This window comes from Streptomyces orinoci (genome assembly GCF_003121295.1).
Classification (GTDB): domain Bacteria; phylum Actinomycetota; class Actinomycetes; order Streptomycetales; family Streptomycetaceae; genus Streptomyces; species Streptomyces orinoci.
Map to the genome: position 1 here is coordinate 1 of NZ_PHNC01000038.1, position 15,022 is coordinate 15,022.

Below are 15,022 nucleotides of genomic sequence, written 5' to 3' on the forward strand. Positions count from 1 at the left end.
GTGCGGGACGCGGGCGAGGCGGTGCACCGCACCGTGCAGCTGGTGGCCGACTCGGTGCCCCGGGCCATCGGCGTGCCCGCCGACCGCACTCAGGTGATCACCCCGGGCCATGGCGGCGCCGTCGGCACCCGGGCGCTGAACGCCGCGCTCAAGCAGCGGCTCAACCCCGGGCCCGGCCGCTTCGGCGGCTTCGACCCCGGCGACCGGATCGCCTATGTCCCCGCCCCGGGCCGGATGGTGCCCGGCACCGTGGTCTCCGCCGACGCCGAGGGGCTGCGGCTGGACTGCTCCGGCACCCCGGTGCTGGTCCCGCCCGCCCAGGTGGCCGCCCGGGTGCGGCACGGCTGGGCGGTCACCGCCCACCAGGCGGCCGGGACCCGCTGGCCGGCCGTGGTGGTGGTGCTGCCGGGCGACGCCGCCCAGGCGCTGACCCGGTCCTGGGTCTACACCGCCTTCAGCCGGGGCGAGCGCCATCTGTCGGTGGTGCAGGGCGTGGGCCAGGCCCTGCCGCAGGCGGTGGCCCAGGTGCCGGAACGGGACCGGACCACCCGGCTGCGGTCCCTGCTCCAGGCGCAGAGCCGCCCCGCCGGGTGATCCACCACTCCGGGCCGGGTCAGGTCGCCCGGCCCGGAGCCCGGCCGTCCTCTTCCAGTTCCACCGGCTCCAGCTCGTCGTCGTCCAAGGGATCGACGATGCCGTCGTCCCCGTCGTCGATGGCATCGTCCATACCCTCGTCATCGATGCCGTCGTCGTCCAGATCGTCGAGTTCCTCGTCGAAGACCGCGCTGACATCGAAGCGGCAGATGACCCGCTGCGGATCCGCCTGGTCGAAGGGGGCAGCCAGCCACTCCCCCGGCTCGGCCAGCTCGTCCAGGGCCGCCACCCAGAGCGTGGAATCACCCTCCTCCAGCCCGAACTCCTTGTGCCGGGAGGCGATTTCATCCGGTTCGTACTCGCCGAAGAGCACCCCCAGCGCGGCATGCAGACTGCTGCCGACCAGTCCCGCGCCCCGGGCCGGCTCGGTGTCCAGGTCCGGAGCGTCCGGATCCAGATCGGCCACCCGCTGGGCCTGCGCCAGCAGCCGCTGCGGCTCGGCCACCGCGTAGTCCCGGCGGATCAGCACGCTCAGCGCACTGGGCTCCTCCGGGCCCGCATAGGCGGGCAGGGTGTCATCGCCCGGGATCTCGAAGGGAGTGACCTCGTCATAGGCGTCATAGAGCAGCTCGTCGTACGCCTCGGCTGCCGCGGCCAGCTCGTTGAACGCGGCGTAGACGGCCGGGTCCTCCTCCCCCGACCGGCGCTCCACGGCGTCCAGGTGGCGGTCCAGAGCGGCTTTGACCGCCTCGGCGGCGGCCCGTACCTCAGCGGCGGTTGGCTGCGCAGCATCAGACATAGTGCAGACGCTATCCGTACCGGGGCTGTTCCCGCACAATAGATGCGATGCCGGAATACGAATTCTGTGATGTGTATGTGCCGCGCGGGGTCTCCCGGGGCGCCACCACACGCCTGCTGACCGACCATGCCGAGTACGGACACTGGGAGTTGGACCGACTGCGCCTCTACCCCGACGGCAGCCGCAGAGTGCGGCTGAGACGGCGCATCATCCGTCAGCTGCGCCCCACCTGGTGAGCTTGTCCTGAAATGACGGAGCGGGCCCCGCCTTCGCGGGGCCCGCCGTCGTACGACCTGCCGTGGCGGGTCAGTTCTGCCCGGCGCGCGAGCGGCGGTAGAGCATGGTGCCGCCGAGCAGCAGCCCTGCGCTGGCCGCACCGGCCGCGCCGATCCCGGCCGCACCGGTGTGGGCGAGCTGGGTGGCGCTCTCCACCTCGGGGGCCTGCGGGGCGGCCCGGTGCGCGGCCTTCACCTCGGTGACCGGCACACCGGGCGCGGCCGGGGTGTGGTGGGCCGAGTGCACCGAGTGGTCCGCGGGCGGCGCGTGCTCGCCCTGGGGCGGGTTGTGGTGCTCAGCCGGCGGGTTGTGCTGCCCGGGGTGCCCCGGGTGGTGCTCCTCACCGTGGTCGCAGGGCGGCTGGTGCGGCCGCGGGTGCTCATGACCGCCGTGCTCCCGGTGGATCGTGCCATCGCCGTTGAGGCAGTCGTTGCCCATCGCGGTATTGCCGACGCCGACCACATTCACGGAGTTGCCGCAGGTGTTGACCGGGATGTCCACCGGCACCTGCGCCACATTGCCGGAGGCAACACCGGGCGAGCCCTCGGCCCAGCCCTCGGCCTGGTGGCCGGAGCCCCCTTCGTGACGGCCGTGTCCGTGGTGCCCGTGCCCCCCGTGGTGATGCCCCCCGGAACCGTTGGCGCACTGATTGCCGGATGCCTTGTTGAGCAGGCCGACCACGTTCACGGTGTTGCCGCAGACGTTCACCGGCACCTCCACCGGCACCTGCACGGTGTTCCCGGACGCGATGCCCGGGGAATGCGAGGCGACGCCGTTGGCGCCGTCCGCGTATGCGTACCCCCCCGTGGCGGCGAGCACGCTGCCCGCCGCCGCCATGGTCATCAGGCCCTTCTTGGTGACCTGTCGCATTACTTGCCCCTCCTGTGCTGCTTCTTGCCTATGGCTTGCCTAGCGGATTCCGCGCGGGCCCACAGCTCCGCACGGGAAAGTTCAGTCGAATAGCCTGTCGGCCCCGGGGCGCCTTCCGCGCTCTCCGGAGCCGACCGGGTCACTTCCGCACCGAATACCGGACAATGGGAAATCGGCACGGAACGACGTCACTTGTTGACGCAGACATTGCCAGTGGCGGGGTTCAGCAGCCCGACGACGTTGATGGTGTTCCCGCAGATGTTCACCGGCACCTCGACCGGGACCTGCACGACGTTGCCCGAGGCGACGCCGGGGCTGTGCACGGCAGCGCCCTGCGCACCCGAGTCGGCGGCGGCCAGACCGGCGCCCGCGAGCACCAGTCCTCCGGTGGCTGCCGCGGTGGCGACGACCTTCTTGAGCATGGGATTCCTCCTAGTTGGCATGCGGTCCCAGCCGCGGACCGCACATCTGTAACGACAACAGGGAAACCCGGCTACGTAACCGTCTGCCCGTTCACTCTTTCCGGTTAAGAAAACGCCAACTACGCACAAACCAGCGACAGTTCAGCACTCGTCCAGGAAGCGGTCGAGCACGCGCACCCCGAATTTCAGACCGTCCACTGGTACGCGCTCGTCAACTCCATGGAACATTCCGGCGAAGTCCAGCTCCGGGGGCAGCTTCAGCGGGGCGAAGCCGAAGCCGCGGATGCCCAGGTCGTCGAAGGACTTGGCGTCGGTGCCGCCGGAGAGCATGTACGGCACCGCCCGCGCCACCGGGTCCTCGGCCCGCAGCGCCGTCTGCATGGCGGCCACCAGGTCACCGTCGAAGCCGGTCTCCAGCGCCTTGTCGGCGTGCACATCCTCACGCCTGACCCGGGGGCCCAGGATCCGGTCGAGGTCGGCCAGGAACTCCTCCTCGTACCCGGGCAGGAACCGCCCGTCCACATGCGCCGTGGCCTGCCCCGGGATCACATTGACCTTGTAACCCGAGCCCAGCATGGTCGGGTTGGCGGTGTTGCTGAGGGTGGCCCCGATGAGTTTGGCGATCCCGCCGAGCTTGGCCAGGGTGGCCTCCATGTCGTCCGGGTCCAGCGGGATGCCCAGCGCGTCGGAGAGCTCGTCCAGGAAGGACCGCACGGTCTTGGTCACCCGGATCGGGAACTTGTGCCGGCCCAGCCGGGCGACCGCCTCGCACAGCTCGGTGATGGCGTTGTCGGTGTTGGTCATCGAGCCGTGTCCGGCGGTGCCGTCCACCGTCAGCCGCATCCAGTGCATGCCCTTCTGGGCGGTCTCGATCAGATACAGCCGCAGGTTCTCGTTGACGGTGAAGGAGAAGCCGCCCACCTCGCTGATGGCCTCGGTCACCCCCTCGAACAGACCCGGGTGCCGGTCCACCAGGAAGCGGGCGCCATAGGTGCCGCCGGCCTCCTCGTCCGCCAGGAAGGCCACCACCACATCGCGCGGCGGCTTACGGCCGGAACGCAGCCGCTCGCGGACCACGGCCAGGGTCATGGCGTCCATGTCCTTCATATCCACCGCGCCGCGCCCCCACAGGCAGCCGTCGGCGATCTCGCCGGCGAAGGGGTGGTACGTCCAGTCCTCGGCGTTGGCCGGCACCACATCGGTGTGCCCATGGATCAGCAGGGCCGGGCGGGACGGGTCCTCCCCCTCGATGCGGGCCACCGTGGAGGCCCTGCCGGGATGCGACTCGAAGATCTGCGGCTCCAGGCCCACCTCGGCCAGCTTCTCCGCCACATACTCGGCGGCCGCCCGCTCACCCGGCCCGGAGTGGTCGCCGTAGTTGCTGGTGTCGATCCGGATCAGGTCCCGGCACAGCTCGACGACCTCGTCCTCGGCACTGGGGTGCGCTCCCCGGCGGGCCGGACTCGACTCACTCACGCTTGCCTCCTGCTTGCTCGGTCCGCCGGCCCCTCGCCCCCGTGCCCGGCGGTTTCCCCGCCATCCTCCCCCCGCCGCGGCCCGCGCCCAAGGCGGGGTGATCGAGCACCGGTGGATGTTTGGTATTGTTTCCATGTCGCCGCGGGGAACACCCCGCCGAGACAGACACCTGGTCCGGGTGGCGGAATGGCAGACGCGCTAGCTTGAGGTGCTAGTGCCCTTTATCGGGCGTGGGGGTTCAAGTCCCCCCTCGGACACCACAAAAAGATACACACCAGATGCGGGTTGTGACTTCATGGTCACAGCCCGCTTTTGCGTTTGGCTTCCGTCGGCGCACACGGGACACCCGTGCCGATCCGCGCACCGAAGTGGCACAAGACATTCCGGGTTTCACGCCACAGTACCGCTGAATATCGGCCTTGATCCTCTGCTTTAAGCGTGGCTACAGTCGTGATCAAGCACAGGGAAAGCGTCACGGGGGACGCGAATTATGCCTGGGATCCAGGCAGTTGGGCGATGCACACGCTACCGCCCGCGTTTCCCGTGCAAGGAGTCACCACAGATCCGCCCTTCTCTGAGCTGCTAATTCCGGCGAAAGGGAGGTGAATTCAATGGTGAACGAAAAGCACATGGAAAACGGTGAGCTCCAGGCCTACGAGGCCCCGGAGATGTTCGAGTGCGGCTCCTTCCAGGAGGAGACCGGCATGCTCGGCGCTGTGGGCGGGGAGCCCTACTTCCCCATGCTCCACACCAAGTGGTGGTAGCCGTGGCCTGAAACGCAAAACCCGGTAAGGGGGTCGAAGTGGTCGGTGTCGGGACGCCATATTTCGTGGTCCTGCCGGACCAGGAATCCGCGGCCACGTCGGCCGGCCGGCTTCCGCCGGGCGTTGCGCAGGTCATAACGCACCGGTCCGGCCGGCCCTGGGTGGCCGGCCGGCTGGCCGGGCAGCACATCGTCCAGGCCGAACACGGGGACACCCGGCTCGTGGTCATCGGCCAGTGCTCGGTGACCGAAGCCGAGCTCGGCGCGGCGGCCGCCAGGGTCCAGGACCAGCACCAACTGGACCGGCTGGGCACCGCCTGGGCCGGCAGCTTCCATCTGATCGCCCTGGCCGGCGGCCGGCTGCACATCCAGGGCAGCGCGTCCGGGCTGCGCCGGGTCTTCCATGGGCGCCTCGGCGGCCTGACCTTCGCCGCCGACCGGGCCGATGTGCTGGCCGCCCTGCTCGACGCCCCGTTCGACCGGGCCGCACTGGCCCTGAGCCTGCTGCCCGCCGTTCCCCATCCGCTGACGGACCGGACGCCATGGAGCAATGTCTCGGCGGTTCCGCCCGGCTCACGTCTGACGCTCTCCCCGGACGGGCGGCGGCAGACCATGGCCCGCTGGTGGCAGGCCCCGGAACCGGTGCTCTCCCTGGAAGCGGGGGCGGCCCGGCTGCGCCGGGCGCTGGAGGCAGCCGTGCGGGTGCGCACCGACGGCGGCCGGACGGTCACCACCGATCTCTCCGGTGGCCTGGACTCCACCAGCCTCACCCTGCTGATCGCCCGGGAACGGGCCTCGCTGACCGCCTTCACCATGGAGAACCCGGACCGGGCCGACGAGGACCTGCGCTGGGCCAGGACGGCCGCCGCACATCTGCCGCAGCTGAACCACATCGTCTACCCGGCCCATGAACTCCCCGGCCATCTGGGCGGACTGGTCGGCGCGGACGGCGTCCCGCTGCCCTTGGACGCCCTCCCCGACGAACCCTCCAGCGCGGTGCTCGGCGCGCCCCGGCTGCGCGCCGCCACCGAGCGGGCCACCGCACACGGCTCACAGCTGCATGTGGACGGCTTCGGTGGCGACCAGCTGCTGACCGGTCACCCCGGCTATGAGCACGACCTGCTGCGCAGCCGCCCGCTGCTCGCCGTGCGGCGGCTGCGCGTCCTGCGGGAGATCACCGGATTCCCCGTGGGCCCGGCGCTGCGCGATCTGCTGGACGGCCGCTCCTACCGTCACTGGCTGACGGCCCAGAGCACCGCTCTGGCCCAGGGCCGGCCCCCGGCAGCGGGCCGGTCGGTCTTCGGCTGGGGCGGCTCCGCGCAGCCGCCCCGGTGGCTCACCGCCGAGGCCCGGCAGCTGATCACCCGGACGCTGCGGCGCACCGCCGCCGCGGCGCGGCCGCTGGCGCCGGCCCGGGGGCGCCATGGGGACCTGCTGGAGATCCAGAACGCCGGCCGGACCATCCGCCGGCTCCACCAGATGATGGCCGCGCCGGGCTTCGCCCCGGCCTCGCCCTTCCTGGACGACCAGGTGATACACGCCTGTCTGGCCGTGCGGCCGGAGGAGCGGATCACCCCCTGGGAGTTCAAACCGCTGATCAAGGCGGCCCTGGCGGATGTCATGCCGCCCGAGCTGCTGACCCGGCGGACCAAGGGCGACGGGGGGCAGATCACCGCCGAGGGGTTCGAGGAGCACCGGCGGGACATCGCCGCGGTCTGGGACTCCTCCGTCCTGGCCGGGCTGGGGCTGGTCGATCCGGATCCGCTCCGCGATCTGTTCCGCCGCCCGTACTCCCCCCGCCACCATGACGGAGCCCTGTCGGTGACCTTCGGCTGCGAGTTCTGGCTCCGGGCCGCCCGGCCGGCCGCGGCCGCCATCCGCGACTGAACTGCCGCCGCCCCGGCCGTAGGACGGGCCGGAAGCCGTGGCGCGAGACGACGAGAGCGATGAGAGCAAGGACGATGACACTGAGACTGCGACCCGATGTCTCCACGGCCGACACCGATTACGGAACGGTGCTGCTGGACGGAGCCGACGGCCGCTACTGGCAGCTCAATGGCTCGGCGTCGGTCGCCCTGCGGGTTCTGCTGGAGGGCGGGACGGTGGAGCAGGCGGTCCAGCGGCTGCTGGCCACCTATGACGTGGACGAGCCGCGTGCCCGTGCCGATGTGGAGCGCCTGCTGGCGAAGCTGGCCGGGGCGAAGCTGGTGCTTCGATGAGCGCGGTGGTGCCGCACCGGGTGCGGGTGCGGCTCTCTCCCGGGCGGCGGCTGCTCACCCTGGCCGCGGTGGCGGTGGCCAACCGGCTGGCCCGCCGCCCGCCGGCCGAGATCAAGGCCGTGCTGACCCGGCTGCGCAAGGGCGCCCGCCCCGCTCGTTATGCCGAGGCCCGGGCCGCGCGGGAGGCGGTGGTGGCGGTGAGCCTGCGGTGCGCTTCCGACCAGGGCTGTCTGCCGCGTTCGCTGGCCACGGTGCTGCTGTGCCGGGTCCGCGGCAGCTGGCCGGAGTGGACCGTCGGGGTGCGGGCCCGTCCGCCGTTCGGTGCCCATGCCTGGGTGGAGGCGGAGGGCCGGATGGTGGAGGAGGACGCGGACGCCTCCTATTTCCGCCGAATGCTCTCGGTGCCCCCGGTACGGCGGTAGGGCCGACGGGCCCTCGGCCCGGCCCCGGACGCCCACGGGAACCCCGGCTCAGGCGGGGTTCCCCGGCCCGGCCGCCTCGGCCAGCGCCTTCTCCAGCTGGAACGCCTCGTTCCCCTGCCCGATCCGGGCATGAACCTCCGGCCGCAGGAACTTCAGGGCCACTCCCAGCGCCAGCCCGGCGAGCAGTGCCGCACCCACGATCCCCGGCAGCAGCCAGCGCAGCGGGGAGCCGGCGCCAGAGCCCACCAGGACGTCGAAGTCGCGGACGGTGAGCACGGCGATCACGGCCAGCGCCAGTCCGGCCGTACCGGAGGCGGCCAGCCGCCAGGCCTGGGCGCGGGCGGCGCCCCGGCGGACAAAGAAGACGATCACCGCCGCGGAGGCGGCCGCCATCAGCACGATCACCCCCAGCGCGCTCACATTGCCCAGCCAGGTGGACAGATGCAGCACCGGTGCGGTCGGGTCGCCCGCCGGCCTGTCGTCGGTGACCGCGAAGGCCGCGATCACCAGCAGCGCCACCGCGCTCTGCAGCAGCGAGCCGTACGCCGGCGCCCCGCTGGCCCGGGAGGTGCGGCCGACCGCGGCGGGCAGCAGGCCCTCCCGGCCCATGGCAAAGGCATAGCGGGCCACCACATTGTGGAAGCTGAGCATGGCGGCGAACATCCCGGTGACATAGAAGACGTGCATCACATCGGTGAAGGCAACGCCCAACCGGTCCTCGGTGAGAGCGAAGAGCAGATTCGGGCCCTCCTTCAGGGAGAGGCCGGAGATCCGTCCGGGCCCGGCGGCCACGCTGAGCGCCCAGGCGCTGAGCGCGAAGAAGACCGCCACAAAGACCACCGCGAGATAGGTGACCCGGGCCACCACCACCTGGGGGCGGCTGGTCTCCTCCGAGTAGACCGCGGCCTGTTCGAAGCCGACGAAGGAGGCGACGGTGCCGCAGAAGGCGGTGCCCAGCCCGGGGCCGGAGAGGGTGGCCGGATCGAAGGCGTGCAACGAGACCCCTTCCCGGCCCGGTGAGCCGATTCCGGCCACATCGAAGGCGAGCACCATCACCACCTCGATCAGCAGCAGCACCCCCAGCACCCGCACATTGATGTCGATCTTCAGCCAGCCGAGCACCCCCACCACGGCGGCGGCCAGCAGCGCCGGTATCCACCAGGAGACGGTCAACTCCAGGTGTCTGCGCAGCAGTCCGGAGAGTTCGAAGCCGAACAGGCCGTAGATACAGCACTGCATGGAGCTGTAGGAGACCAGGGCCACCACCGAGGAGGCGGCGCCGGCCGTGCCGCCGAGGCCGCGGGCGATATAGGCGCAGAACGCACCGGCGTTGTGCACATGCCGGCTCATCTCCGCGTAACCGGTGCTGAACAGCAGCAGCACCACCCCGAGGACCACATAGAGCAGCGGCTGTCCCACCACTCCCAGAACCCCGAAGGTGATCGGCATGCCGCCGGTGGTCACCATCAGCGGAGCGCTGGCGGCGACCACCGACATCAGCAGTCCGGGGACCCCGATGCGGCCCGCGCGCAGCCTTCCGCCCTGTCCTTTGAAGGTGCTGATGTCATCCGTGGTGCCCATTGCCATGGCTGGTTCGTCCTTCCGTACGGAAAACTGCGGCCGGGTGCGCCCGGCTCATCCGGTGCCGAGGACCAGGCGGCGTGCGGCCCGCAGGGCCTGGCGCGGGTCCCGGTCGGGGTAGCTCCAGGGGGCCCGGGTGACATACGGGCCGATGCGGCCCAGCAGGGCCGCCGCCTCGGCCGGCCGGCCCTCGTGCAGCTTGGCGTGGGCCAGGTAGTTGAGGTCGATCTGGCGCCGGGGGTGGCAGGCGGCGTCGTCGGCGTCCTCGTCCCACTCCAGCCACCAGTCGAAGGCCGCCTTCATCACCTGGCGGGCCCGCCGGGTCGCCCAGTGCCCGGAGGCGGTGGGGTCGCGGTCGGCCAGTCCGGCCCGGGCCAGCACCCGGTAGCGTTCGGCGTGCGCCACCACCGGCAGCACCGCCAACGCCGAGTCGGCGGGCGCCTGTTCGGCCGCCCAGGCGGCGAAGTCATAGACCTCGTGCAGCGGGTCGTCGCGGTCGTCGCGCTGGTGCTCGGCCAGGCAGGCGGCCATCAGATGATGGGCATGGTGATGGTCCGGGTGCCGGGCGCGCACCTGGTCGAAGGCGCGGGCCCGCTCGTCGTCGGTGCCATGGGACCGGGCCAGGATGAGCAGCGCCAGCCAGGGGGTGGGGTCGCGCGGGGCCATCCGGGCGGCGGCCAGGCAGCGGTCCCGGGCCGCCTCGGGTGCGTCCTGGCCGCGTAACGCCCGGAAGACGGTGCCGCAGGCCAGCAGGGCGGCGGCAGCGGCGCTGTCCGGCTCGGCCAGCTGCCACTCCTGGGCCCAGGCCACGCTGGTGCGGACCTCGCCCAGCACGGTCAGCCTGTGGCCCCGGCGGTCCCAGTCCTCGCCGGTCTCGGCCAGCAGCCGGCGGGCGTCGCTCCAGCGTCCCTTGTGCAGGGCGTCACGGGCGGCGACCAAGGGCAGGTCGTCCAGCGCGGGGTCGAAGCTCGGTTCGCCCTTGCGCCGGGGGCGGCCCAAGGGCGGAGGCGTCATCGTAGAAAGGGGCCCTTCGCGGCGTACGTCCCTGACGGGCGCCGTTCCGGGGCGTCCGTGCGACCGGTGGTGCGATCGGGCCTGCTGCCACGATCACGCACAGCAAAGCGGTAGTCACAGCTTCGCGTCAAGGCCGGGCCCGGGTGCCGCGGCGGCGCTCCCGGGAACGGGCCGCTTTTGTCTGGGTGAACGTCCGAAAGACGGGTACTCGTCCGTCACACAGCCCACGGGGCGGCTATCGTTTTTGTGTCAAGTCTCCGACGACCGGCCGGTCTTGAGGTGCACGACGTGATGGTCTTCGCCTTCGCCGTGAGCGCGGCGTGTTGCCTGGGTGTCGGCTTCGTTCTCCAGCAGAACGCGGCACAGCGGGCCCCGATGAGCGACTTCCTCTCGCTCCGGCTGCTGCTGGACCTGGTGCGGATGCCGCGCTGGGTGGCGGGCATCGCGCTGATGGTGTGCGGCATGGTGCTGGGTGCCATCGCCCTCAACGAGGGCGAGGTCTCGCTGGTGGAGCCGCTGCTGGCGACCAATCTGCTGTTCGCCATGGCGCTCTCCCGCTGGCAGACCAAACAGCCGCTGGGCCGCACCGGCTGGGGCGGCCTGTGGCTGCTGGCGGGCGGGGTCACCGCGTTTATCGTGGCGGGCCGGCCGCACGGCGGCACCTCGGTCACCGATCCGCTGCGGCACTGGCTGATCATCGGGGTGATGGTGGGCCTGGCGATGCTGCTGACCGCGGCGGCCAAACGGCTGCGGATGAGCGCGGAAGCGGCACTGCTGGCGGTGGCCGCGGGCCTGCTGTACGGGGTACAGGACGCGCTCACCCGGGTCAGCGGGGGGCGCTTCGCGCACGGCGGGTGGGGCACCTTCCTGACCAGCTGGCAGCCGTATGGCGTGCTGGTCATCGGTGTCACCGCGCTGGTGCTGGTGCAGAGCGCCTTCGAGACGGCACCGCTGCGGATGTCACTGCCCGCGCTGACCGCCGCCCAGCCACTGGCGGGCATCGCCTGCGGGGTGGGCTTCCTGGGCGACCAGCTGCGCACCACGCCGGGGGCGCTGGCCTGGGAGGTGGCGGGGGTGGTGGCGATCGTGGTGGGCATCGTGCTGATCGGGCGGCATCCGGCCATGCCGGCCGGGGTGGCGGAGGCCCGGATGGAGGACCTCCAGCCCCACTGACAGGGGTCGGGTGCGGCTGCTGGAATGGGGCCATGAGCGATCAGGGCCCCGTGAGGGATCAGAGCTCCGCGAGCGATCAGGGCGAAGGTGGGGTGCTCTCCGCCGACGAGGTGCTGGACATCGTGGACGAGCGGGACCGGGTGGTGGGGCGGGCGCCGCGCGCCGAGGCCTATGCGCGCCGGCTGCGCCACCGCTGTGCGTTCGTCCTGGTACGGGACGCGGCGGACCGCATCTTCGTGCACCGGCGCACCGCGCGGAAGCTGGTCTTTCCTTCCCGGTACGACATGTTCGTGGGCGGGGTGCTCGGAGCCGGCGAATCCTACGACGAGGCGGCCCTGCGCGAGGCGGAGGAGGAGCTCGGCGTCACCGGGCTTCCGGCGCCTACGCCGCTGTTCCGGTTCCTGTACGAGACTCCGGAGCATGCGTGGTGGTCCGGGGTCTACGAGGTCCGCTGCGAGCTTCCGGTACGGCCGCAGGCCGAGGAGGTGGCCTGGCATGCGTTCCTCTCCGAGGAGGAGTTGGCGGTCCGGCTGGGTGAGTGGCCCTGGGTGCCGGATGGGTACGAGGCGTACCGGCGCTTGCGGGAGTGGTACGCGGCTCACCCCTGAGGCGGGGTTCCCCGCGTCGCCGGGAGGGGGCGCCTCCGGCGGTGAACGGCGTCTGCCTGCCCTTGTCATTCGGCCGCGGACCGCGGGGGGCTGATCGCGCAGTTCCCCGCGCCCCTGGGTGGGGTACGCCCCGGCGGCGAAAGCGGCGTCTGCCCGGTGACCCTCACCGATCGGCCGCGGACCGCGGGGAGCTGATCGCGCAGTTCCCCGCGGCCCTGGGTGGGGCCCCCGGCGGTGAAACCGGCGTCTGCCTGGCGATGCTCGTCAATCGGCCGCGAGCCGCGGGGGCTGATCGCGCAGTTCCCCGCGCCCCTGGAGGGGCGCACCCGGTGGCGGACGGGTGCGCCCGGGGCGGGGGTGCCCTCTAGGGGCGCAGGATGAGCTTGCCTCGGGTGTGGCCCTCCGCGCTGCGGCGCTGCGCGTCCGCCGCCCGCGCCAGGGGGTAGGCCTCGGCCACTTCGACGGACAGCACTCCGAGATCGGCCAGCTCGGCGAGGATGGTCAGTTCGGCCGCGTCCGGTCGTACCCAGAGCAGCCGCCCGCCGAGGCGGGACACCTCCGGGTCGGCGATGGAGACCAGCCGGGCGCCCGGCGCGGTCAGCTCCGGGGAGGTGTGGATGACGCCGCCGCCGACCAGGTCCAGCACCGCGTTCACGCCCTGGGGCGCCAGTGCCCGGACCCGCTCCGCCAGGCCGTCCCCGTAGACCACCGGTTCCGCGCCCAGCGAGCGCAGATAGTCGTGGTTGTGCTCACTGGCCGTGCCGATGACCCGGGCGCCGAAGTGCCGGGCCAGCTGGACGGCCATGGAGCCCACCCCGCCGGCCGCGGCGTGCACCAGTACCGTGTCGCCCGAGCCGGCGCCGACCGCCCGCAGCGCCTGGTAGGCGGTGAGGCCGGCCAGCGGAATGCCCGCCGCCTGCTCGAAGGACAGCCGCTCCGGCTTGCGGGCCAGGGTGCGCACCGGCGCGGCCACATACTCGGCATAGGTGCCCTGGGACAGGACGTCCTCCCGGACGTAGCCCATGACCTCGTCACCGACCTGGTACTCGGGCACGTCCGCGCCCAGCCGCACCACCACTCCGGAGACGTCCCAGCCGGGCACCACCGGGAAGACGCTGCGGATCATGCCGTCCAGATAGCCGGCCTGGGCCTTCCAGTCAACGGGGTTCACCGCCGCCGCCTTGACCTGGATCAGGACCGAGTCCGGGCCGACCACCGGCTCCGGCAGCTCGCCGTATTCCAGGACCTCGGGTCCGCCGTGGGCGCGGTAGCTGACCGCCTTCATAGCAAGCTCCTCGGGTAGCTCGGTGGTGCGGGTTACGCGGCCGTTTTCTCAGCGTCCGCCGCCGGTGCGGAGCCCGCCACCGCGACGGTGCGCAGGGTGTGGATCCGGCGCAGCCCCAGCGCGGCCACCACCGAGACCAGCGCGAAGGCGATGCCCGCGATCACAAAGGTGAGGCTGAACTGGCTCTCCGCGGGCAGCTTGGGCGCGCCCGGCGGCAGGTGCTCAATGCTCTTGGAGGCCAGCACCGTGGTGATCATCGCGGAGCCGATGGCGCTGCCGGTGGAGCGGGAGATGGAGTTGATGCCATTGGCGATGCCGGTCTGGTGGTGCGGCACACTGCCGACGATCACGGCCGGCATGGCGGCGTAGCCAAAGCTGATGCCCGCGCCGACCAGCATTCCGGCGGCGATCACCGAGAAGCCGTGCTTGTGGTCCAGGGCGATCCAGGCGAAGCCGGCGGTGCCGACCACCGAGGCCAGCAGCAGCACCAGGCGCGGGCCCTTGGCGCGCACCAGGCGGCCGCCGATGGGCGCGGCCAGCAGCGAGACCAGGGTGCTGGGCAGCAGGTACTCCACCGAGGCGCGCAGCACGGTGGCGTCAAAGCCATAGCCGGCGATCCTGGAGGGCATCTGCACCAGGTAGGAGACGCCGATGAACAGGGCGAAGGAGCCGAAGCCCACCAGCAGACCGGCCAGGTTGGCGAAGAGCACCGGGCCATGGACGAACATCTTCATGTCCACCAGCGGCTCGCGGACCTTGTTCTCCACCAGGGTCCACAGCGCGGCCATCACCACGGCCCCGGCGAAGCAGCCGAGGGTACGGGCCGAGGACCAGCCCCACTCATGTCCCTGGGTGATCGGCAGCAACAGCAGCACCAGAGTGGCGGCCAGGCTGAGCGCCCCCAGCACATCGGTGCGCCCGCCGGTGGTCTCCTTGGTGGCCGGCACCAGGAAGGCCACGGCCAGCAGCGCCAGCGCGGCCAGGCCGGTGGCCAGCCAGAAGGCGCTGCGGTAGTCGGGGTTGTCGCCGGAGGTCAGCAGGCCGGTGGCGACCAGCGCCAGGCCGCTGCCGAAGGCCAGGGTGCCGCTGACCATGGCCATGGCGCCGGGCAGCTTGGCCGGGCGGACCTCCTCGCGCAGCACCGACAGCGCCAGCGGGAAGATCGCGGTGGCGGCGCCCTGCAGGACGCGTCCGACGATCAGCCAGAGCAGCGAGTGGGTCACGGCGGCCAGCACCGAGCCGGCCACCATCACCACCAGCACGCCCACCAGCGTCTTCTTCTTGCCGTGCTGGTCACCGAAGCGGCCCAGCAGCGGGGTGAAGACGGCGGCGGAGAGCAGGGTGGCGGTGGTGACCCAGCTGACATTGGCCGAGCTGGTGCCCAGATCGCGCTGGATCAGGCCAAGGATCGGCACCACCAGGGTCTGCATCATCGAAACGACCATGGCCGCCAGGCTCAGGGCGAAGACGATGACCGTCTCGTTCCCCGGTTTGGTCGCGGGTGCTTGGGACGTCATGGG

General features: G+C 71.8%; 16 protein-coding genes and 1 tRNA gene. 9 read left to right on the forward strand and 8 right to left on the reverse strand.

The window, feature by feature from the left end; all coding sequences use genetic code 11:
* Nucleotides 1-594, forward strand: a 594-nt coding sequence (locus CV755_RS32350) for an ATP-binding domain-containing protein (RefSeq protein ID WP_161968779.1), incomplete at its 5' end; no start/stop codon positions are given.
* 19 nt (nt 595-613) lie between these two features.
* Here CV755_RS32350 and CV755_RS32355 read toward each other — a convergent pair.
* Nucleotides 614-1,393, reverse strand: a complete 780-nt coding sequence (locus tag CV755_RS32355) for a hypothetical protein (protein ID WP_109284335.1) — start codon at nt 1,391-1,393, stop codon at nt 614-616.
* Between the two features lie 47 nt (nt 1,394-1,440).
* On the opposite strand from CV755_RS32355, the gene CV755_RS32360 reads away from it, so the two are divergent.
* A complete protein-coding gene (locus tag CV755_RS32360) occupies nt 1,441-1,629 on the forward strand; it encodes a DUF5703 family protein (protein ID WP_109284337.1) in 189 nt (62 codons plus the stop codon).
* 70 nt (nt 1,630-1,699) lie between these two features.
* Here the strand turns inward: CV755_RS32360 and CV755_RS32365 are convergent, their stop codons facing one another.
* From CV755_RS32365 to CV755_RS32375, 3 genes are all read right to left on the reverse strand, one after another.
* Nucleotides 1,700-2,539 (reverse strand): chaplin family protein, encoded by an 840-nt coding sequence (locus CV755_RS32365; RefSeq protein WP_109284339.1) that lies wholly within the window; start codon nt 2,537-2,539, stop codon nt 1,700-1,702.
* A 188-nt stretch (nt 2,540-2,727) separates the two neighbouring features.
* Nucleotides 2,728-2,961 (reverse strand): chaplin ChpH, encoded by a 234-nt coding sequence (gene chpH, locus CV755_RS32370; RefSeq protein ID WP_109284341.1) that lies wholly within the window; start codon nt 2,959-2,961, stop codon nt 2,728-2,730.
* A 141-nt stretch (nt 2,962-3,102) separates the two neighbouring features.
* Nucleotides 3,103-4,437 carry a M20/M25/M40 family metallo-hydrolase gene (locus CV755_RS32375; protein WP_109284343.1) on the reverse strand — a complete coding sequence of 445 codons (1,335 nt, stop codon included), beginning with the start codon at nt 4,435-4,437 and terminating at the stop codon, nt 3,103-3,105.
* 172 nt (nt 4,438-4,609) lie between these two features.
* On the opposite strand from CV755_RS32375, the gene CV755_RS32380 reads away from it, so the two are divergent.
* The 5 genes from CV755_RS32380 to CV755_RS32395 all read left to right on the forward strand — a co-directional run bounded on the left by CV755_RS32380 (nt 4,610) and on the right by CV755_RS32395 (nt 7,841).
* Nucleotides 4,610-4,697 (forward strand) — tRNA-Leu (locus CV755_RS32380).
* A gap of 351 nt (nt 4,698-5,048) precedes the next feature.
* The gene (locus CV755_RS34835) at nt 5,049-5,201 is read left to right on the forward strand and encodes a hypothetical protein (protein ID WP_161968780.1); all 153 of its coding nucleotides are present in this window, start codon (nt 5,049-5,051) and stop codon (nt 5,199-5,201) included.
* A 38-nt stretch (nt 5,202-5,239) separates the two neighbouring features.
* The gene (locus CV755_RS32385) at nt 5,240-7,087 is read left to right on the forward strand and encodes an asparagine synthase-related protein (protein WP_153068785.1); all 1,848 of its coding nucleotides are present in this window, start codon (nt 5,240-5,242) and stop codon (nt 7,085-7,087) included.
* Nucleotides 7,088-7,161: 74 nt separating this feature from the next.
* A complete protein-coding gene (locus CV755_RS32390) occupies nt 7,162-7,419 on the forward strand; it encodes a lasso peptide biosynthesis PqqD family chaperone (RefSeq protein ID WP_109284347.1) in 258 nt (85 codons plus the stop codon).
* Nucleotides 7,416-7,841 carry a lasso peptide biosynthesis B2 protein gene (locus CV755_RS32395; protein ID WP_109284349.1) on the forward strand — a complete coding sequence of 142 codons (426 nt, stop codon included), beginning with the start codon at nt 7,416-7,418 and terminating at the stop codon, nt 7,839-7,841. Before CV755_RS32390 ends, CV755_RS32395 begins: the two co-directional genes overlap by 4 nt.
* A gap of 48 nt (nt 7,842-7,889) precedes the next feature.
* Here CV755_RS32395 and CV755_RS32400 read toward each other — a convergent pair whose 3' ends face one another.
* Both CV755_RS32400 and CV755_RS32405 read right to left on the reverse strand, forming a co-directional pair.
* Complete coding sequence (locus tag CV755_RS32400) at nt 7,890-9,428, reverse strand: APC family permease (RefSeq protein WP_109284351.1); 1,539 nt, start codon at nt 9,426-9,428, stop codon at nt 7,890-7,892.
* A gap of 48 nt (nt 9,429-9,476) precedes the next feature.
* The gene (locus CV755_RS32405) at nt 9,477-10,436 is read right to left on the reverse strand and encodes a hypothetical protein (protein ID WP_109284353.1); all 960 of its coding nucleotides are present in this window, start codon (nt 10,434-10,436) and stop codon (nt 9,477-9,479) included.
* Between the two features lie 291 nt (nt 10,437-10,727).
* Here CV755_RS32405 and CV755_RS32410 point away from each other — a divergent pair, with 291 nt between their 5' ends.
* Both CV755_RS32410 and CV755_RS32415 read left to right on the forward strand, forming a co-directional pair.
* The gene (locus CV755_RS32410; protein ID WP_109284505.1) at nt 10,728-11,609 is read left to right on the forward strand and encodes a DMT family transporter; all 882 of its coding nucleotides are present in this window, start codon (nt 10,728-10,730) and stop codon (nt 11,607-11,609) included.
* Between the two features lie 32 nt (nt 11,610-11,641).
* Complete coding sequence (locus CV755_RS32415; protein WP_109284355.1) at nt 11,642-12,217, forward strand: NUDIX hydrolase; 576 nt, start codon at nt 11,642-11,644, stop codon at nt 12,215-12,217.
* A gap of 364 nt (nt 12,218-12,581) precedes the next feature.
* Here CV755_RS32415 and CV755_RS32420 read toward each other — a convergent pair whose 3' ends face one another.
* Nucleotides 12,582-13,502: an NADP-dependent oxidoreductase gene (locus tag CV755_RS32420; RefSeq protein WP_109284357.1), complete on the reverse strand. Its 921-nt coding sequence runs from the start codon at nt 13,500-13,502 to the stop codon at nt 12,582-12,584.
* Between the two features lie 32 nt (nt 13,503-13,534).
* The gene (locus tag CV755_RS32425) at nt 13,535-15,019 is read right to left on the reverse strand and encodes an MFS transporter (protein WP_109284359.1); all 1,485 of its coding nucleotides are present in this window, start codon (nt 15,017-15,019) and stop codon (nt 13,535-13,537) included.
* Nucleotides 15,020-15,022: the final 3 nt, after the last annotated feature.

What these genes read in the sequence shown, in the direction of transcription:
- CV755_RS32355 (WP_109284335.1), bottom strand. Translation starts at nt 1,393, where the DNA reads ATGTCTGATGCTGCGCAGCCAACCGCCGCTGAGGTACGGGCCGCCGCC.
- CV755_RS32360 (WP_109284337.1), top strand. Translation starts at nt 1,441, where the DNA reads ATGCCGGAATACGAATTCTGTGATGTGTATGTGCCGCGCGGGGTCTCC.
- CV755_RS32365 (WP_109284339.1), bottom strand. Translation starts at nt 2,539, where the DNA reads ATGCGACAGGTCACCAAGAAGGGCCTGATGACCATGGCGGCGGCGGGC.
- chpH (WP_109284341.1), bottom strand. Translation starts at nt 2,961, where the DNA reads ATGCTCAAGAAGGTCGTCGCCACCGCGGCAGCCACCGGAGGACTGGTG.
- CV755_RS34835 (WP_161968780.1), top strand. Translation starts at nt 5,049, where the DNA reads ATGGTGAACGAAAAGCACATGGAAAACGGTGAGCTCCAGGCCTACGAG.
- CV755_RS32390 (WP_109284347.1), top strand. Translation starts at nt 7,162, where the DNA reads ATGACACTGAGACTGCGACCCGATGTCTCCACGGCCGACACCGATTAC.
- CV755_RS32395 (WP_109284349.1), top strand. Translation starts at nt 7,416, where the DNA reads ATGAGCGCGGTGGTGCCGCACCGGGTGCGGGTGCGGCTCTCTCCCGGG.
- CV755_RS32400 (WP_109284351.1), bottom strand. Translation starts at nt 9,428, where the DNA reads ATGGCAATGGGCACCACGGATGACATCAGCACCTTCAAAGGACAGGGC.
- CV755_RS32405 (WP_109284353.1), bottom strand. Translation starts at nt 10,436, where the DNA reads ATGACGCCTCCGCCCTTGGGCCGCCCCCGGCGCAAGGGCGAACCGAGC.
- CV755_RS32410 (WP_109284505.1), top strand. Translation starts at nt 10,728, where the DNA reads ATGGTCTTCGCCTTCGCCGTGAGCGCGGCGTGTTGCCTGGGTGTCGGC.
- CV755_RS32415 (WP_109284355.1), top strand. Translation starts at nt 11,642, where the DNA reads ATGAGCGATCAGGGCCCCGTGAGGGATCAGAGCTCCGCGAGCGATCAG.
- CV755_RS32420 (WP_109284357.1), bottom strand. Translation starts at nt 13,502, where the DNA reads ATGAAGGCGGTCAGCTACCGCGCCCACGGCGGACCCGAGGTCCTGGAA.
- CV755_RS32425 (WP_109284359.1), bottom strand. Translation starts at nt 15,019, where the DNA reads ATGACGTCCCAAGCACCCGCGACCAAACCGGGGAACGAGACGGTCATC.